At 70.0% G+C, this 14,905-nt stretch carries 15 protein-coding genes; 9 read left to right on the forward strand and 6 right to left on the reverse strand.

All coding sequences use genetic code 11. The annotated features are described in order from the left end of the window. Positions 1-52: 52 nt before the first annotated feature. The 6 genes from ACSHWB_RS19715 to ACSHWB_RS19740 all read left to right on the forward strand — a co-directional run bounded on the left by ACSHWB_RS19715 (position 53) and on the right by ACSHWB_RS19740 (position 4,042). Positions 53-421: a hypothetical protein gene (locus ACSHWB_RS19715; protein WP_439663465.1), complete on the forward strand. Its 369-nt coding sequence runs from the start codon at positions 53-55 to the stop codon at positions 419-421. Next, a complete protein-coding gene (locus tag ACSHWB_RS19720) occupies positions 418-612 on the forward strand; it encodes a hypothetical protein (protein ID WP_439663466.1) in 195 nt (64 codons plus the stop codon). Before ACSHWB_RS19715 ends, ACSHWB_RS19720 begins: the two co-directional genes overlap by 4 nt. A gap of 61 nt (positions 613-673) precedes the next feature. Further along, positions 674-2,083: an RNB domain-containing ribonuclease gene (locus tag ACSHWB_RS19725; protein WP_439663467.1), complete on the forward strand. Its 1,410-nt coding sequence runs from the start codon at positions 674-676 to the stop codon at positions 2,081-2,083. A 56-nt stretch (positions 2,084-2,139) separates the two neighbouring features. Continuing rightward, entirely contained in the window at positions 2,140-2,805 is a 666-nt protein-coding gene (npdG, locus tag ACSHWB_RS19730) for an NADPH-dependent F420 reductase (RefSeq protein ID WP_439663468.1), read from the forward strand. After that, the gene (locus ACSHWB_RS19735; RefSeq protein ID WP_439663469.1) at positions 2,805-3,566 is read left to right on the forward strand and encodes a helical backbone metal receptor; all 762 of its coding nucleotides are present in this window, start codon (positions 2,805-2,807) and stop codon (positions 3,564-3,566) included. The genes npdG and ACSHWB_RS19735 overlap by 1 nt, the downstream gene beginning before the upstream one ends. 50 nt (positions 3,567-3,616) lie before the next feature. Further along, the gene (locus ACSHWB_RS19740) at positions 3,617-4,042 is read left to right on the forward strand and encodes an RICIN domain-containing protein (RefSeq protein WP_439663470.1); all 426 of its coding nucleotides are present in this window, start codon (positions 3,617-3,619) and stop codon (positions 4,040-4,042) included. Here ACSHWB_RS19740 and pip read toward each other — a convergent pair. After that, a complete protein-coding gene (gene pip, locus ACSHWB_RS19745; protein WP_439663471.1) occupies positions 4,039-4,980 on the reverse strand; it encodes a prolyl aminopeptidase in 942 nt (313 codons plus the stop codon). The two genes, ACSHWB_RS19740 and pip, sit on opposite strands and share 4 nt — an antisense overlap. A gap of 18 nt (positions 4,981-4,998) precedes the next feature. On the opposite strand from pip, the gene ACSHWB_RS19750 reads away from it, so the two are divergent. Further along, positions 4,999-5,856, forward strand: coding sequence for a glutathione S-transferase family protein (locus ACSHWB_RS19750; protein ID WP_439663472.1), 858 nt, complete (start codon positions 4,999-5,001; stop codon positions 5,854-5,856). A 10-nt stretch (positions 5,857-5,866) separates the two neighbouring features. Here the strand turns inward: ACSHWB_RS19750 and panB are convergent, their stop codons facing one another. Beyond that, positions 5,867-6,721, reverse strand: coding sequence for a 3-methyl-2-oxobutanoate hydroxymethyltransferase (gene panB, locus ACSHWB_RS19755; protein WP_439663473.1), 855 nt, complete (start codon positions 6,719-6,721; stop codon positions 5,867-5,869). A 125-nt stretch (positions 6,722-6,846) separates the two neighbouring features. Between panB and ACSHWB_RS19760 the strand changes: the two genes are divergently transcribed. Next, positions 6,847-7,209, forward strand: coding sequence for a VOC family protein (locus tag ACSHWB_RS19760; protein ID WP_439663474.1), 363 nt, complete (start codon positions 6,847-6,849; stop codon positions 7,207-7,209). On the opposite strand, the gene ACSHWB_RS19765 is transcribed toward ACSHWB_RS19760, so the two are convergent. After that, positions 7,187-8,026 (reverse strand): alpha/beta fold hydrolase, encoded by an 840-nt coding sequence (locus ACSHWB_RS19765; RefSeq protein ID WP_439663475.1) that lies wholly within the window; start codon positions 8,024-8,026, stop codon positions 7,187-7,189. The genes ACSHWB_RS19760 and ACSHWB_RS19765 overlap by 23 nt on opposite strands. Between ACSHWB_RS19765 and lysX the strand changes: the two genes are divergently transcribed. Beyond that, positions 7,988-11,290, forward strand: coding sequence for a bifunctional lysylphosphatidylglycerol synthetase/lysine--tRNA ligase LysX (gene lysX, locus ACSHWB_RS19770; RefSeq protein WP_439663476.1), 3,303 nt, complete (start codon positions 7,988-7,990; stop codon positions 11,288-11,290). The two genes, ACSHWB_RS19765 and lysX, sit on opposite strands and share 39 nt — an antisense overlap. Here lysX and ACSHWB_RS19775 read toward each other — a convergent pair. From ACSHWB_RS19775 to ACSHWB_RS19785, 3 genes are read right to left on the reverse strand one after another with little or no spacing between them, the layout of a single operon-like run. Next, positions 11,284-11,931: a response regulator gene (locus ACSHWB_RS19775; RefSeq protein ID WP_439663477.1), complete on the reverse strand. Its 648-nt coding sequence runs from the start codon at positions 11,929-11,931 to the stop codon at positions 11,284-11,286. The two genes, lysX and ACSHWB_RS19775, sit on opposite strands and share 7 nt — an antisense overlap. Positions 11,932-11,933: 2 nt before the next feature. After that, the gene (locus ACSHWB_RS19780; protein WP_439663478.1) at positions 11,934-13,124 is read right to left on the reverse strand and encodes a sensor histidine kinase; all 1,191 of its coding nucleotides are present in this window, start codon (positions 13,122-13,124) and stop codon (positions 11,934-11,936) included. Positions 13,125-13,179: 55 nt separating this feature from the next. Further along, entirely contained in the window at positions 13,180-14,892 is a 1,713-nt protein-coding gene (locus tag ACSHWB_RS19785; RefSeq protein WP_439663479.1) for an NAD+ synthase, read from the reverse strand. Positions 14,893-14,905 lie beyond the last annotated feature (13 nt).

Genomic DNA, 14,905 nt, shown 5'->3' on the forward strand with positions numbered 1-14,905 from the left:
ACCAGTGCGTGACTACATGGCGGCTGGTGCTCCGGGAGTCTCTGCCGACTACGTGGTGATCCCACGAGCGCTGGCCGAGGCGATGCCGCTGCCGTTCCAGCAGCACCTCGTGCACCTGCTCGCGGACTTCCACCGCACCTACGGCCACCTGAAGTGGCCGGTCTACCGGGTGGTGCCGTCGCGCTACGAGAAACTCGCCGACCTCGACGAGGAACAGCTGGCCGAGGTGGGCGCCATCATGGAGATCGACTCCGACGGCTCCCTCGTCTACCGGGACCGGTCCGGGCGCAAGATCGAGAACGCCGAGGACCGCACGGTGCTGGTCTCATGTTTGGATCCCATCCCGTCGGAGTACGCCAACGCCAACCAGTCCACGCCGCCGCGGGGATTCCCGGCGCCTTTGGGAGGCGAACGCGTATGAGTGACAGCAGCGGTTGGTACTACTGCCTGACCCACCAGACCGTGGAGCAGGGCAAGGGCTGCAAGGGCCCCGACCGCATGGGCCCCTACCCGGACGAGGCCACCGCGGCCCGCGCCCTGGAGATCGCCCGCGAGCGGACGAAGGCCGCCGACGCGTCCGACAAGAAGTGGCGCGGCGACGACGAGGACTGACTCGCCTGTCCCAGTGGCGTGCCCCGGCAACGTTCCAGGTCACGCCACCTAGTCTGTGCGGGTGGCTTCCCTGGTGATCCGCACGGGTCGTGCGGACGTGTCCTTCGACGGCATCCGCACCGAGTTCGGCTTGCGCTCGTCCTTCGACGCGGCCGCGCTCGCCGAGGCCGAGGCGGCGGTCTCCCGTCCCCCGGGAGACCGCCCCGACCTCACCTCGCTGCCTCTCGTGACGATCGACCCTCCCGGTGCCAAAGACCTGGACCAGGCCCTTTGTGTCCTGAAGTCCGGTGACGGGTTCGTCGTGCACTACGCGATCGCCGACCTTGGCCTGTTCGTGACGCCCGGCGGTGCGCTGGACACCGAGGTCCGTGGGCGCGGTCAGACCATCTACCTGCCCGACGGCAACGTGCCGCTGCATCCGACCGTGCTCTCCGAGGGCGCCGCGTCGTTGCTGCCCGGTGTGGTGCGTCCCGCGGTGCTGTGGACGTTCACCTGTGGCGCCGACGGCGTTCCCACGGCGGTCGAGGTGCGGCGGGCGCTGGTGCGGTCGACGGCCCAGTTCGACTACGAGTCGGTGCAGAAGACGTTCGACGCGGGCGATCCGCACCCGTCCGTGGCGGCGCTGGCCGAGTTCGGGCCGCTGCGGCGGGCGTTGGCCCGTCAGCGCGGCGCGATCGAGCTGCACCTGCCTGAGCAGGAGATCGAGTCCAACGGCGAGGGCTGGAAGCTGGTCACCCGGCCGCGGGCCGAGGTGGACTCGTGGAACGCCGAGATCTCGCTGATGACCGGCATGGCGGCCGCGTCGATCATGCTGGAGGCACGCGTCGGCATCCTGCGCACGCTGCCCGACCCGGACCCCGCGGCCGTGGCCTCGTTGCGGAAGGACGCGGCGGCGCTGAAGGTGGCCTGGCCCGCCGACCTGTCGCCGGGTGCGTTCCTGGCCGGTCTGGACGCCTCGACGCCGGAAGCGCTGGCGCTGTTCACCGACGCCACGAGGCTGCTGCGCGGTGCGGGCTACTCGGCGTTCAACGGGTCCGTGCCCGAGGTCGTCACGCACGCGGGTGTCGCTGCCCCGTACACGCACGTCACCGCACCTCTGCGGCGCCTGGTCGACCGCTTCGCCACCGAGGTGTGCCTGGCGGTCACGGCAGGGCAGGAGCTGCCGGCGTGGCTGGCGGAGGCGTTGCCGCAGCTGCCGTCGCTGATGGGGGCGTCCGACTCGGTGGCGTCGAAGGTGGAACGGGCGTCGCTGGACCAGGTCGAGGCGTGGGTGCTCGCCGGACGCGTCGGGCAGGAGTTCGACGCCGTGGTGCTGCGGTCCGGCGACAACGAGGCCGAGGTGTTCGTGTCCTCGCCGCCGATCCTCGCCAAGTGCGCAGGGAAGCGGTTGCCGGAGGGGGAGTCGGTGCGCGTGCGCCTGGCCGAGGCCGACCCGGCCGAACGGCGCGTGCGCTTCGAAGCGGTGCGCTGAGAGCCCAAGGTCACGTTGGGCAGCACCGCCCCGGCGGGTCGTGTGAAGATGCAGGGGTGACTGACATTCGCGACCTCACCGTCGGCGTCCTGGGCGGCACCGGAGCCCAGGGCAAGGGCCTCGCCGTCCGCTGGGCCAAGGCGGGCCTCAAGGTGATCATCGGTTCCCGCAGCGCCGACCGGGCGGAGCTGGCTGCCAAGGAGATCGTCGAGATCGCCGGCGGCGACGTCCGGGGCGCGGACAACTCCGACACCGCGGCCGACTCCGACATCGTGCTCGTCGCGGTGCCGTGGGACGGGCACGGCGACCTGCTGGCGTCCCTGCGCGACCAGTTGGCCGGGAAGATCGTCATCGACTGCGTGAACCCGCTCGGCTTCGACAAGCAGGGGCCGTTCGCGCTGCCGGTCACCGAGGGCAGTGCCGCGCAGCAGGCCGAGCTCCTGCTGCCGGAGTCCAGGGTCACCGCCGCGTTCCACCACGTGTCCGCCGTGCTGCTGGCCGACCTCGCGGTGTCCGAAGTGGACATGGACGTCCTCGTGCTGGGCGACGACCGCGAGGCCACCGACACCGTGCGCGAACTGGCCGAGCTCGTGCCGGGCTTCCGCGGCGTCTACGGCGGCCGGCTGCGCAACGCGCACCAGGTCGAGGCGTTCACCGCGAACCTCATCGCGATCAACCGCCGCTACAAGGCCCACGCCGGTCTGAAGATCACGGGAGTCTGATGCTGCCCGTCGACGACCTCGGTGAGCCGGTCCTGCTCGACCAGCCCCGGCGCGTGGTCAGCCTGGTGCCGTCGATCACCGAGGCCGTCGCCGTCAGCGTGCCCGGCGCACTGGCCGGTGCCACGGACTACTGCACCCACCCGTCCGATTTGGACGTTGCACGGGTCGGTGGTTCGAAGTACCCGGACGTGGACGAGGTCCTGAGTCTGAAACCGGACCTCGTGATCGCCAACTCCGAGGAGAACCGCGCCGAGGACGTGGACCGGTTGCGCGCCAACGGCGTCAACGTCTGGGTGACCGAGGCGCCGAAGACGGTCCCGATGGCGCTGGAGTCGCTCAGGAGGCTCTTCGCGCTCGGCTGGGACCTCGAACCGTCGTGGCTCACCGAGGCCGAGGCCCTGTGGCGCGATGTGAGACCAGCGACCCTCACCGCGTTGATCCCGGTCTGGCGCCGCCCGTGGGTGGTCGTCGGCCGCGATACCTTCGCCACCGATGTGTTGCGGCGCCTGGGAATCGAGAACGTCTACGCCTCCGACGAGGAGCGCTACCCGCGGCCGAGCCTCGAAGAGCTCAACGACAAGCGCCCCGACCTGGTGATCCTGCCCGACGAGCCGTACCTGTTCACGCACGAGGACGGCCCGGAGAGCTTCCCCGGCCTGCCGTACGCGCTGGTCAACGGCCGGCACCTGACCTGGTACGGGCCTTCGCTCGTGGATGCAAAAGCTAGCCTCCAGAGGGCACTCGACTACGGCCAGGGTTGACAACCACGGGTGGATTCGCGGAACCCCGTGCGCTGCCAGGATTCTCGCCCATGGGGAAACTAGCCGCGATCATCGCGACAGCCGCCGCCGTCACCGCGCTCACCGCCGTTCCGGCCAGCGCCGAACCCGTCGTCGTCTACCAGCTCGCCGGCAGCACCCGCTGCCTCGCCGACACCGGCAGCAACGTCGTTCTGAAGCCGTGCAACGAACTCTCCGACGAGCAGCGTTGGATCGTCCCGATCAGCGGTGGTGTCGACTGGCCGCACAACATGGCCACCGACAAGTGCCTGGCCGCCACCTCGTCCGGTGACGTGCTCGGCCAGGCCTGCACGACGAGCGCCAACCAGCGGTGGCGCCGCGTCGCGTCGGGCAGCTCCTTCCAGTTCCGCAACGTCGGCACGAACACGTGCCTCACCGCGCAGGTGACGGCCGCGACCTGCACGACGTCCAGCGCGAAGTGGATCGGCCTCCGCTAGTCCCGGAACCGATCGGTCGCCGCCAGCAGGGCAGCGAGGACGCCGGGCTCGTCGTACGCGTGCCCGGCGTCCGGCACCAGCACCAGTTCCGACTCCGGCCACGCCTTGTGCAGGTCCCACGCCGACACCGCGGGCGTCGCCACGTCGTAACGACCCTGCACGATCACACCGGGGATGTCCTTGAGCCGCACGGCGTCCCGGATCAGCTGCCCCTCCTCGAACCACCCCCGGTTCACGAAGTAGTGGTTCTCGATCCGCGCGAACGCCAGCGCGTACTCCGGCACGGCGAACTCCGCCACCAGTTCCGGCCGCGGCAGCAACGTCACCGTCGCGCCCTCCCACGTGCTCCACGCGACGGCCGCCGGCCCGTGCACCTCGGGGTCCTCGGACGCCAGCAGCGTCGCGTACAGCTCGACGGGATCACCCGAGAGACCGGCGAGAGGCGCCATGAACTTCTCCCACAGGTCCGGGAAGAGGTTCGCCGCCCCACCGCGGTAGTACCAGTCCACTTCGGACGAACGCAGCGTGAAGATCCCGCGCAGCACCAGTTCCGACACGTGCGAGGGATGGGTCTCGGCGTAGGCCAGTGCCAGCGTCGAGCCCCAGGAGCCGCCGAACACCTGCCACCGGTCGATGCCCAGCGAGGTCCGCAGCAGTTCCATGTCGGCCACGAGGTGCCAGGTCGTGTTCAGCGACAGGTCGCCGGACACGGACGCGTGCGGCAGCGAACGCCCGCAACCGCGCTGGTCGAACAGCACGATCCGGTAGGCGGCCGGGTCGAACAGGCGCCGGTGCGACGGCGAGCAGCCGCCGCCGGGGCCGCCGTGCAGGAAGACGACGGGCTTGCCGTCCGGGTTGCCGCACTCCTCCCAGAACACGAGGTTGCCGTCACCGGTGTCCAGGTGGCCTGACGCGTGGGGCTCGATCTCCGGGTACATGGGCCTATCGTCGGACACATGGCGCAGTTCTCGCAGGAGACCTCCACCACGGGGGCGTTCGTCCGTCAACCGAACCGCTTCACCGCGCGGCCGGAACCCGAGCCGGGCCGCTACCGGCTCGTCGTCAGCCTCGCCTGCCCGTGGGCGCACCGCGCGGTCATCGTCCGCAAGCTCCTCGGCCTCGAAGACGACATCTCACTGGCCGTCGTCGACCCGATCCGCGACGAGAAGGGCTGGCGGTTCGAACGAACAGACCCGGTCCTGGGCATCGACTTCCTCAAAGAGGCCTACGACAAGGCCGACGGCACCTACGAGGGTCGGGTCACCGTCCCGGCGCTGGTCGACACCACCACCGGCGAGGTCGTCACCAACGACTACCCGCAGATCACCCTGGACTTCAGCCTCAAGTGGCGCCCGGAGAGCACGCTCTACCCGGAGCACCTCAGGGACGAGATCGACGCCTGGATCGAGCCGGTCTTCCACCACGTCAACAACGGCGTCTACAAGGCCGGTTTCGCCACGTCACAGGAGGCCTACGAGCAGGCGTACACCAGCCTGTTCGCCGAACTGGACCGCATCGAGGCCCACCTCGAAACCCACACGTACCTGGTCGGGGAGCAGCTCACCGAGGCCGACATCCGGCTCTGGACCACGCTGGTCCGGTTCGACGCGGTCTACCACGGCCACTTCAAGTGCAACCGGAACAAGCTCACCGAGATGCCGAACCTGTGGGCGTACGCGAAACGCCTCTACGCCCAGTTCGGTGACACGGTCGACTGGGACCACATCAAGCGCCACTACTACGTGACGCACCACGACATCAACCCGTCCGGAATCGTGCCGGCGGGTCCAGACCCGGAGGTCTGGACCCGCTAGCGACGCGGACTCAGTGGAAGGTGTGCTCGGGGCCGGGGAACTGCTGGCCGCGCACCTCGTTGGCGAACTCGGTGGCCGCGCCGAGCATGATGTTGCCGATGTCCGCGTAGCGCTTCACGAAACGGGGCGCCTTGCCGCGGTTCAGGCCCATCATGTCCTGCCACACCAGCACCTGGGCGTCGGTGTCCGGACCGGCACCGATGCCCACGGTCGGGATGACCAGGTCGTGCGTGATCTGCTTCGCGACCTCGGCGGTCACCATCTCCAGCACGACCGCGAACGCGCCGGCCTCCTGCACCGCCACCGCGTCCTGCAGCACGACGTCGTGGTTCTCGTGCCGGCCCTGCACGCGGTAGCCGCCCAGCTGGTGCTCGGACTGCGGGGTGAAGCCGATGTGCGCCATGACCGGGATACCCGCGGCCGTGATCGCGCGGATGTGCGGTGCGAAGTAGGCGCCGCCCTCCAGCTTGACCGCGTGGGCCTGGCCTTCCTTCATGAACCGGACCGCCGTCGCCACGGCCTGCTCGACCGACACCTGGTAGGAGCCGAACGGCAGGTCAGCGACCACGAGAGAGCGCTTGACCGAACGCGTCACCGCGCGCACGAGCGGTACGAGCTCGTCCACGGTGACCGGCAGCGAGGTGTCGTTGCCGTAGACGGTGTTGGAGGCCGAGTCGCCGACCAGCAGGACGGGGATGCCGGCCTCGTCGAAGATCGAGGCGGTGAAGGTGTCGTACGAGGTGAGCATGGGCCACGGCTCGCCGCGTTCCTTCATCTCACGCAGGTGATGAACGCGAACCCTCTTGGCCGGGGGCTTCTGGCCCGCTCCGGAGCCGTAGGGCGCGGAAACTTCGGCATTGGTCATCGTCGACCGTTCCTTTCCTCGAGGCCCACTTGTGTGGGTCCCCGGGCGCTTGGTGCACGGTTGCCGAACACCAGAGTGGCACCGTCAGGCGGAAACGGAATGCAGATGCGGCTACCGTCACACGCGTGGCCGCACGAATCACTGAACTGGTACTCGACTGCACCGATCCCGAACGTCTTGCCACCTTCTGGGGAGAAGTCCTGGGCTACGAAGTGCTCGACCGCGACGACGTCTCGGTGGAGATCGGGCCGCCGGACAAGCGCACGACGCTGCTTTTCCTGCGCAACCCCGACCGCAAGCTGCAGAAGCTCCGCCTGCACATCGACGTCCGCGCCACGGACCGCGACCAGGCGGAGGAACTGGAGCGTCTCCTCGCGCTCGGCGCCACCCGTGCCGACATCGGCCAGGGCGAGAACGTGAGCTGGCACACCCTGCAGGACCCGGAGGGCAACGAGTTCTGCCTGCTCAGTGGTCGGGCAGACCCCTGAGCACCTCCCGGATGGCCATGACCACGGCGTCCGGCCGGTCCATCTGAATCATGTGCCTGCTGCCGGGCACCGGCACGTTGCGTCCCCACGGCACGAGGGCGGCCAACGACCGGTGCTCCGGCCATACGTTCCGACCGGCCGTGAGCACCAACCAGGGCACACGCGGCAACGGCCGGCGCGTCCGCAGCCGTTCGAGCGTCGCCACCTGACCGGGGTACGACGCGAGCTCCCACAGCACCGCCCGCCCGACACCTGGCCGCCGGTAGACGAGCTCGACCAGGTCGGAGGGCGCCGGATCGGTCATGCCGAGCGTCGAGACCGCGGTCAGCAGGTTGCGGAACGAGTGCCCGAACCGCCGGGTGATCCGGGCGCCGAGCCAGCGGCTGCCGATCGCCCGCATGCCCTGCGCGATCATCGCGGACGGGTCGAACGGGGCTCCCGTGCCCGGCGTCTCGGCGTCCGGGTCGAGCAGGACCACGCCGTCGACCCGGTGCGGCCGCAGCCGTGCATAGGCCTCGACGTGCATCGACGCCATCGAGTGCCCGACCAGGATCGCCCGCGGCACCCCGCGCAGCACCGCGTCGAGCACGGCCACCTCGCGCGCCAGCGACGGCCCGCGCCGGGCGGGACCGCTCAGCCCGAGACCCGGCCGGTCGAACACGATCACCCGTGCGAGTGGTTCCAGCAGCCGCACCGTCCGGTCCCAGTCGAACCACGCCCCGCCCAGGCCTGAGCTGAGCACGACGACGGGTGCGCCGACACGCCCGGAGGTGGCGACATGCACCCTCCCGGCCGAAGACGGAATCATGACGGTCATCGGCTGACCTCGGGAGTGGTAGTGGCACCGGCGTGGAAGTGGAAGACAGCGGGCGCGATCGCGACGATCGTGCAACTCGCCGGGGTGTTGTCGCTGCTCAGGGTGATCCTGCCGGAGGACAGCTGGTTCACCGACGTCGCGGACGGCATCGGGTACTTCTTCGGGCTGCCGATCGACGGCAACCTCTTCATCGCCATGGTGTTCTTCGTGCTCGGCGCCGCCCTGCGCAGGCACAAGCGAGCGGCGCTGTGGACGCTGCTGCTGTTCCAGGCCATGGGCCTGCTGCTGGTCGGCTTCATCATGGTCATCCTGGCCCTGGCGCCTGAAGAAGTCCTGGACGAGGGCGAAAAACCGCACTGGGTGTTTCTCGGCGTCGGGGTGACGACCTCGGTGCTGTTCGTCGCGCTGCTGTTCGCGGTGCGCGAGGCGTTCCCCGCCCGCGTCGCCCGTGGTGCCTGGAAGCGCGCGCTCGCGTCGTTCGTCGTCGGCATGATCGCGCTCGTCCTCCTGGGCTGGGGACTCACCGAGATCTTCCCCGGCAGGCTGGTCGACCAGCTCGACAAGCTCGCGTGGACGGCGAACCAGGCGACGGGTGAGGTCGTCCGGCTGGGACGGTTGAACATCCCCGAGGGCCCGCAGTGGCTCAGTGTCGTGCTGGGTCTGGGCGGCACGCTCGTCGCGGCGCGCGGGTTGTACATCTTCTTCCGCGGCGTCCGGTCGCAGAGCATGATCACCGGCGAGCAGGAGCTGGACGTGCGGCGGCTGCTCGCGGCCGACGGCGAGCCGGACTCGCTGGGGTACTTCGCGACCAGGCGCGACAAGAGCGTCGTGTTCGCCGCCTCCGGCCGGGCCGCGCTGACGTACCGGGTGATCGGCGGCGTGACGCTGGCCTCCGCCGACCCGATCGGCGACGAGGAGCACTGGCCGGAAGCCGTGCTCGCCTGGCTGTCCGAGGCGCGCACCTACGGCTGGATGCCCGGTGTTCTGGGTGCTTCCGAACGCGGTGCGCAGGTCTACGCCGACGCCGGGCTGAAGGCGCTGGAGATCGGCGACGAGGCGATCCTGGACGTGCGCCGGTTCGTCCTCGCCGGTCCGGAACGGCGCGGGCTGCGGCAGGCGGTGTCGCGCGTCGAACGCGCCGGGTACACCACGCGGGTCCGCCGCCACAGCGAGATCGCGCCGGACGAGATGGCGTCCATCCTGGACCTGGCGGAGGCCTGGCGTGGCGCCGAGACCGAACGCGGCTTCTCGATGGCGCTGGGGCGCCTGGGAGATCCGAGCGACGGCCGGTGCGTGATGGTCGAGGCCTACGACGCCTCAGGTGCGTTGCGCGGCCTGCTGTCGTTCGTGCCGTGGGGTCGCCGGGGCGTCTCCCTGGACCTCATGCGCCGCGACCGGGCAGCGGAGAACGGCCTGAACGAGTACATGGTCGCCCAGCTCGCGGCCGCCGCCGGACATCTCGGCGTGCAACGGATCTCGCTGAACTTCGCGATGTTCCGCGCGGTGTTCGAGGAGGGCGAGAAGATCGGCGCCGGCCCGGTGCTGCGGGCGTGGCGCCAGGTGCTGTCGATCGCGTCGCGGTTCTTCCAGCTGGAGTCGCTGTACCGGTCGAACGCCAAGTACCTGCCGGAGTGGGAGCCGCGTTTCCTCTGCTACCAACGGTCCCGGTCGTTGCCGCGGGTCAGCATCGCCGCCGGTGTCGCCGAGGGTTTCGTGCCGTCGCTGCGGTCGTTGCGCAAGCGGGCGCTGCAGAAGACGGACGTCAGCGACGAGTTCGCGGCCCGCGTGGCCGAGATCGACGAGATCCGGATCGAACCGAAGTCCGTGCGCAGGCCGGAACAGGTCCGGGTGCGGATCGCGAAGGTCGAACGGCTCCTGGCCCAGGGCGTCGACCCGTACCCGGTCGGGTTCTCCCGCACGGATCTCCTCGCCGGTGCACGGGAACGCTTCGGCGAGGAGGTCTCGGTCACCGGGCGCGTGGTGGCGTTGCGGGAGATGGGCAGGCTCTGCTTCGCACGGATCCGGGACTTCAGCGGCGAGATCCAGCTGATGTTGTCGGCGGACTCCCTGGGCGACCAGCTGACGTCGTGGAAGTCGGACGTCGACCTCGGTGACCACGTCGGCGTGACCGGGCGGGTGATCAAGTCCGACCACGGCGAGATCTCCGTGCTCGCGTCGTCGTGGACGATGACCGCGAAGTGCCTGCACCCGTTGCCGGACAAGCGGAAGGGCTTCACCGACCCGGAGGCCCGCGTCCGCCAGCGCTACCTCGACCTGGTGGTGAACTCCGACTCGGCGCACCTGCTGAAGCTGCGCAGCGACGTCATCCGCAGCGTGCGCGAGTTCCTGCACGCCCAGGAGTACCTCGAGGTCGAGACGCCGATGCTGCAGGCCGTGCACGGCGGCGCGAACGCCCGGCCGTTCGTCACCCACATCAACGCCTACGACATGCGGATGTACCTGCGGATCGCGCCGGAGCTGTACCTGAAACGGCTGTGCGTCGCGGGTGTGGACCGGGTGTTCGAGCTGAACCGCAACTTCCGCAACGAGGGTGCGGACGCCACCCACAACCCCGAGTTCACGATGCTGGAGGCCTATCAGTCCTATGCGGACTACCGGGTCATGCTCGACCTGGTGCGCACGCTGATCCAGCACGCGGCGCGCGAGGCGTTCGGCTCCGAGGTCGCGCACCGGCCCGACGGCACGTTCGACCTGTCGGGGGAGTGGCCGGTGATTCCGGTCTACACGGCCGTTTCCGAGGCTTTGGAGGCGGTGATCACCCCGGACACGTCCGTCCAGGAGCTGCGGTCACTGCTGTCCGCGCGGGACGTGGAGATCAACGAGGACTGGGACCACGGCCAGCTGGTGCAGGAGGCGTACGACTCGTTCGTCGAGGCCGCCACCGTCGGCCCGACCTTCTACGTCGACTTCCCGACGTCGGTGTCGCCGCTGACCCGCCAGCACCGCGTCGACCCGCGCCTGGCCGAGCGGTGGGACCTGGTGGCGTTCGGCGCGGAGATCGGCACGGCCTACTCGGAGCTCACCGACCCGCTGGAGCAGCGGCGGCGGCTGGAGGCGCAGTCGCTCAAGGCCGCGTCCGGTGACGTGGAGGCGATGGAGCTGGACGAGGACTTCCTGCGGGCGCTGGAGCACGGCATGCCGCCGACCGGTGGTCTCGGCATGGGCGTCGACCGGTTGCTGATGATGCTGACCGGCACGTCGATCCGGCAGACCGTGCTCTTCCCGTTCGTGCGGCCTCAGTGATCCAGGTAGGCCAGGACCGCCTGCACCCGGCGGTCTCCCGAGCCGTCCTCGCTGTTGAGGCCGAGCTTCAGGAACACGTTGCCGATGTGCTTGTGCACGGCTCCCGCGCTGAGGACGAGCTTCTCGCCGATGGCGGCGTTCGACAGCCCTTCCGCCATCAGCCCGAGGACCTCGCGCTCGCGCGGTGACAGCACGCTGAGCGCGTCGTCCGACCGGCGCCGCACCAGCAGCTGCGACACGACCTCGGGGTCGAGCGCCGTGCCGCCGTTCGCGACGCGGTGCAGCGAGTCGAGGAAGTCCGCGACCTTGCCGACGCGTTCCTTGAGCAGGTAACCGACGCCGCCGCTGGTGCCGGCGAGCAGTTCGTGCGCGTAGCTCTGCTCGACCCACGCGGACAGCACCAGCACGGCCAGCTTCGGGTGCCGTCGCCGTGCCTCGACCGCGGCCCTGAGGCCCTCGTCGGTGAACGTCGGCGGCATCCGCACGTCGACCACGGCGATGTCCGGCTCGTGTTCGGCGACGGCCTTCAGGAAGTCGTCCGGGTTGTCCGCGGCCGCCGCCACCTCCAGCCCTTCGTTGCGCAGCAACAACGTCAGCCCCTCGCGGAGCAACGCGTCGTCCTCGGCGATCACGATGCGCATGGTCACCTCCCCACCGGCAGCACGACGGTGAGCACAGTGGGCCCGCCCTCGGGACTGCTCACTTCGACACTGCCGTCCAACGCCGCCACCCTGCCGCGAATGCCGTCCAAGCCCGTCCCCTGATTCTCGTCCGCGCCGCCCTTGCCGTCGTCGTGCACGACGACGCTGAGCCGGTCCTCGATGATGCCCAGGCTGACCCACGCGTGCCTGGCCCCGCTGTGCTTGGCCACGTTGGTGAGCGCCTCGGCCACCGCGAAGTACGCCGCCGCCTCCACCGCCGCGGGCAACCGTCCGAGATGCTCGGCCGTGAGCACGCACGGCACCGGACATCGCGCCGCCAACGCCTGGATGGCGCCGTCCAGGCCCAGATCATCCAGCACCGGCGGATGGATGCTGCGCACGACGTTGCGCAGCTCCTCCAACGCATCGCCCGCCGCGTCCTGTGCGCGCAGCAACGCCTGCACCGCGTTGTCCGGGTTCTGCTTGAGCGTCCGCTCCGCGATCCCGAGCATCATGACCACGCCGACCAGCTTGTTCTGCGTGCCGTCGTGCAGGTTCCGTTCGATCCGCCGCAGCTCGGCCCCGTGCGCCTGCAACGCCGCCGCTCTCGTCGCGACGACCTCGGCCAGCCGCTTCTCCAGCGAGGCCTTGGGCGGTGCCAGCAGCTTCCGCGCCCACTTCGCGTCCAACGCGGCCAGGCGAGGGAACTGGAGCACGACCAGCGTCAGCACGATCCCGATCGGCACGCTGAGCAGCGCCTCCGGCCACGAGTCGACGTGCACGCCGAACGAGTTCTCGAACCCGCCCGGGATGGCCCACCAGATCAGCGGCACGAACGGCTGCTGGAGCAGCGTCCCGGGAACCCCGATGGCGATCGACCCGAACAACGTGCCGTACAGGGCGTGCGTGACCAGCCAGATCCCGTCGCGGCGGCTGTCCGGATCGGCCAGCACCCGTTGCGCGCGGTGCAGCCACGGCCCGTCGAGCGGCGGCGGTGACTGCAGCCGGTCGCCGGTGAACCGCGCCAGCCGACGCCGGTCGAAGTCCACGATCCGCCGAATCCAGGGCGCGGTGATCGGCAGCAACGGCAGCACGACCACGGACAGCAGCAGGACGCCGATGGCGAGCCACGACGCGATGGCCGTCAACAGGCCGCTCGCGAGGTAGACCAGCGCCGCCCAAATCCGTTTCATGGGAGCAAACGTAGCGGTCTGACCAGGAGCGGCGCGGTAGAGCAGGCTCTACGAATCAGCCCTCGCGCCAGCCGTTCGTGATCGGCAGCCGCCGGTCGCGCCCGAACGCCTTGTTCGAGATCTTCGTGCCCGGCGGGTACTGCCGGCGCTTGTACTCGGCCTTGTCGACCATCCGCAGCACCCGGTCCACGAGCTCCGGCGAGTGCCCGGCGGCGAGCAGGGCGTCGTAGCCCTTGTCGTCGTGGACGTAGTCGTCCAGCAGGGCGTCGAGGATCTCGTAGTCCGGCAGCGAGTCGGTGTCCACCTGGCCGGGCCGCAGCTCGGCCGACGGCGGCTTGGAGATCGAGTTCTCCGGGATCGGCGGCGTCTCGCCGCGCTTCTCCGCCTCGGCGTTGCGCCACTTGGCGAGGTCCCAGACCAGGGTCTTCAGCACGTCCTTGATCGGGGCGTAGCCGCCGACCGCGTCGCCGTAGATGGTCGAGTAGCCGACCGCGAGCTCGGACTTGTTGCCGGTCGCGAGCACCAGGTGCCCGTGCTGGTTCGACAGCGCCATCAGCAGCATGCCGCGGCACCGGGCCTGGATGTTCTCCTCGGCCAGTCCGGTCAGCTTCAGCTGCGAGACGTACGTCGACACCATCTCGCCGATCGGCTCGGTGGTGAAGTGCAGCCCGGTCCGCACGGCCATGTCGGAGGCGTCCGACCGCGAGTGCTCGGACGAGTAGGAGGACGGCATCGAGACGCCGTAGACCGCGTCGGCACCGAGAGCGTCCACGGCCAGAGCCGCCACCACGGCCGAGTCGATGCCACCGGACAGACCGAGCACCACGGACCGGAAGCCGTTCTTGTGCACGTAGTCGCGCAGGCCCGTCACGAGCGCGTGCCACACCTCCGCCTCGTCGGACAGCGGCTCGAACACGCGGGGCGCGGGCAACGGCTCGTAGGCCGGCACGGCATCGGACAGGAACACGCGGCGCACGTAGAAGTCGCCGATCTGCCCCTGCTCGTACTCGCGGCCACCGGGCAGGTCGAAGTCCACGAACATCAGGTGCTCGACGAACTGCGGCGACCGCCCGACCAGCTGGCCGTCGGGCGACACGACGAGCGAGTCGCCGTCGAACACCAGCTCGTCCTGGCCACCGACCAGGTTGCAGTAGGCCAGCGGCGCGTGGGCCTCCGCGGCACGGCGCGCGACCAGCGGCAGCCGCTGGTCGTCCTTGTTGCGCTCGTACGGCGACGCGTTGGGCGAGACCACGAGGTCGACGCCGGCGTCACCGAGAGCGGTGATCGGCCCGCCGTCCTGCCACAGGTCCTCGCAGATCACCATGCCGACCTCGACACCGTTGATCCGCACGATGTCCAGCGACGAACCGGGCTTGAAGTACCGGCGCTCGTCGAACACGCCGTAGTTCGGCAGGTGGTGCTTGCACTGCCGGGCGACCACACGGCCGCCGTGCAGCACGGCGACGGCGTTGCGCGGGCCGACGGAGTCGTGCTCCAGGTAGCCGACGACCGCGGCGATGTCCCCGAGGCCCGCGGACTCCAGCGTTCCCGCCAGAGTCTCCAGCGCCTCCGAGGCCGCCCGCGCGAACGACGTGCGGATCGCCAGGTCCTCGACCGGGTAGCCGGTCAGCACCATCTCGGGGAAGACGACCAGGTGCGCGCCTCCCTCACGGGCCTTGCGCGTCCAGTCCACGACCAGCGACGCGTTGCCCGCGAGGTCGCCTACAGTGGCGTTGACCTGGGAGAGCGCGATCCGAAGCTGCGGCATGCCCTCATCATCT

The sequence above is a fragment of the Lentzea sp. HUAS TT2 genome (assembly GCF_051853195.1).
Classification (GTDB): domain Bacteria; phylum Actinomycetota; class Actinomycetes; order Mycobacteriales; family Pseudonocardiaceae; genus Lentzea.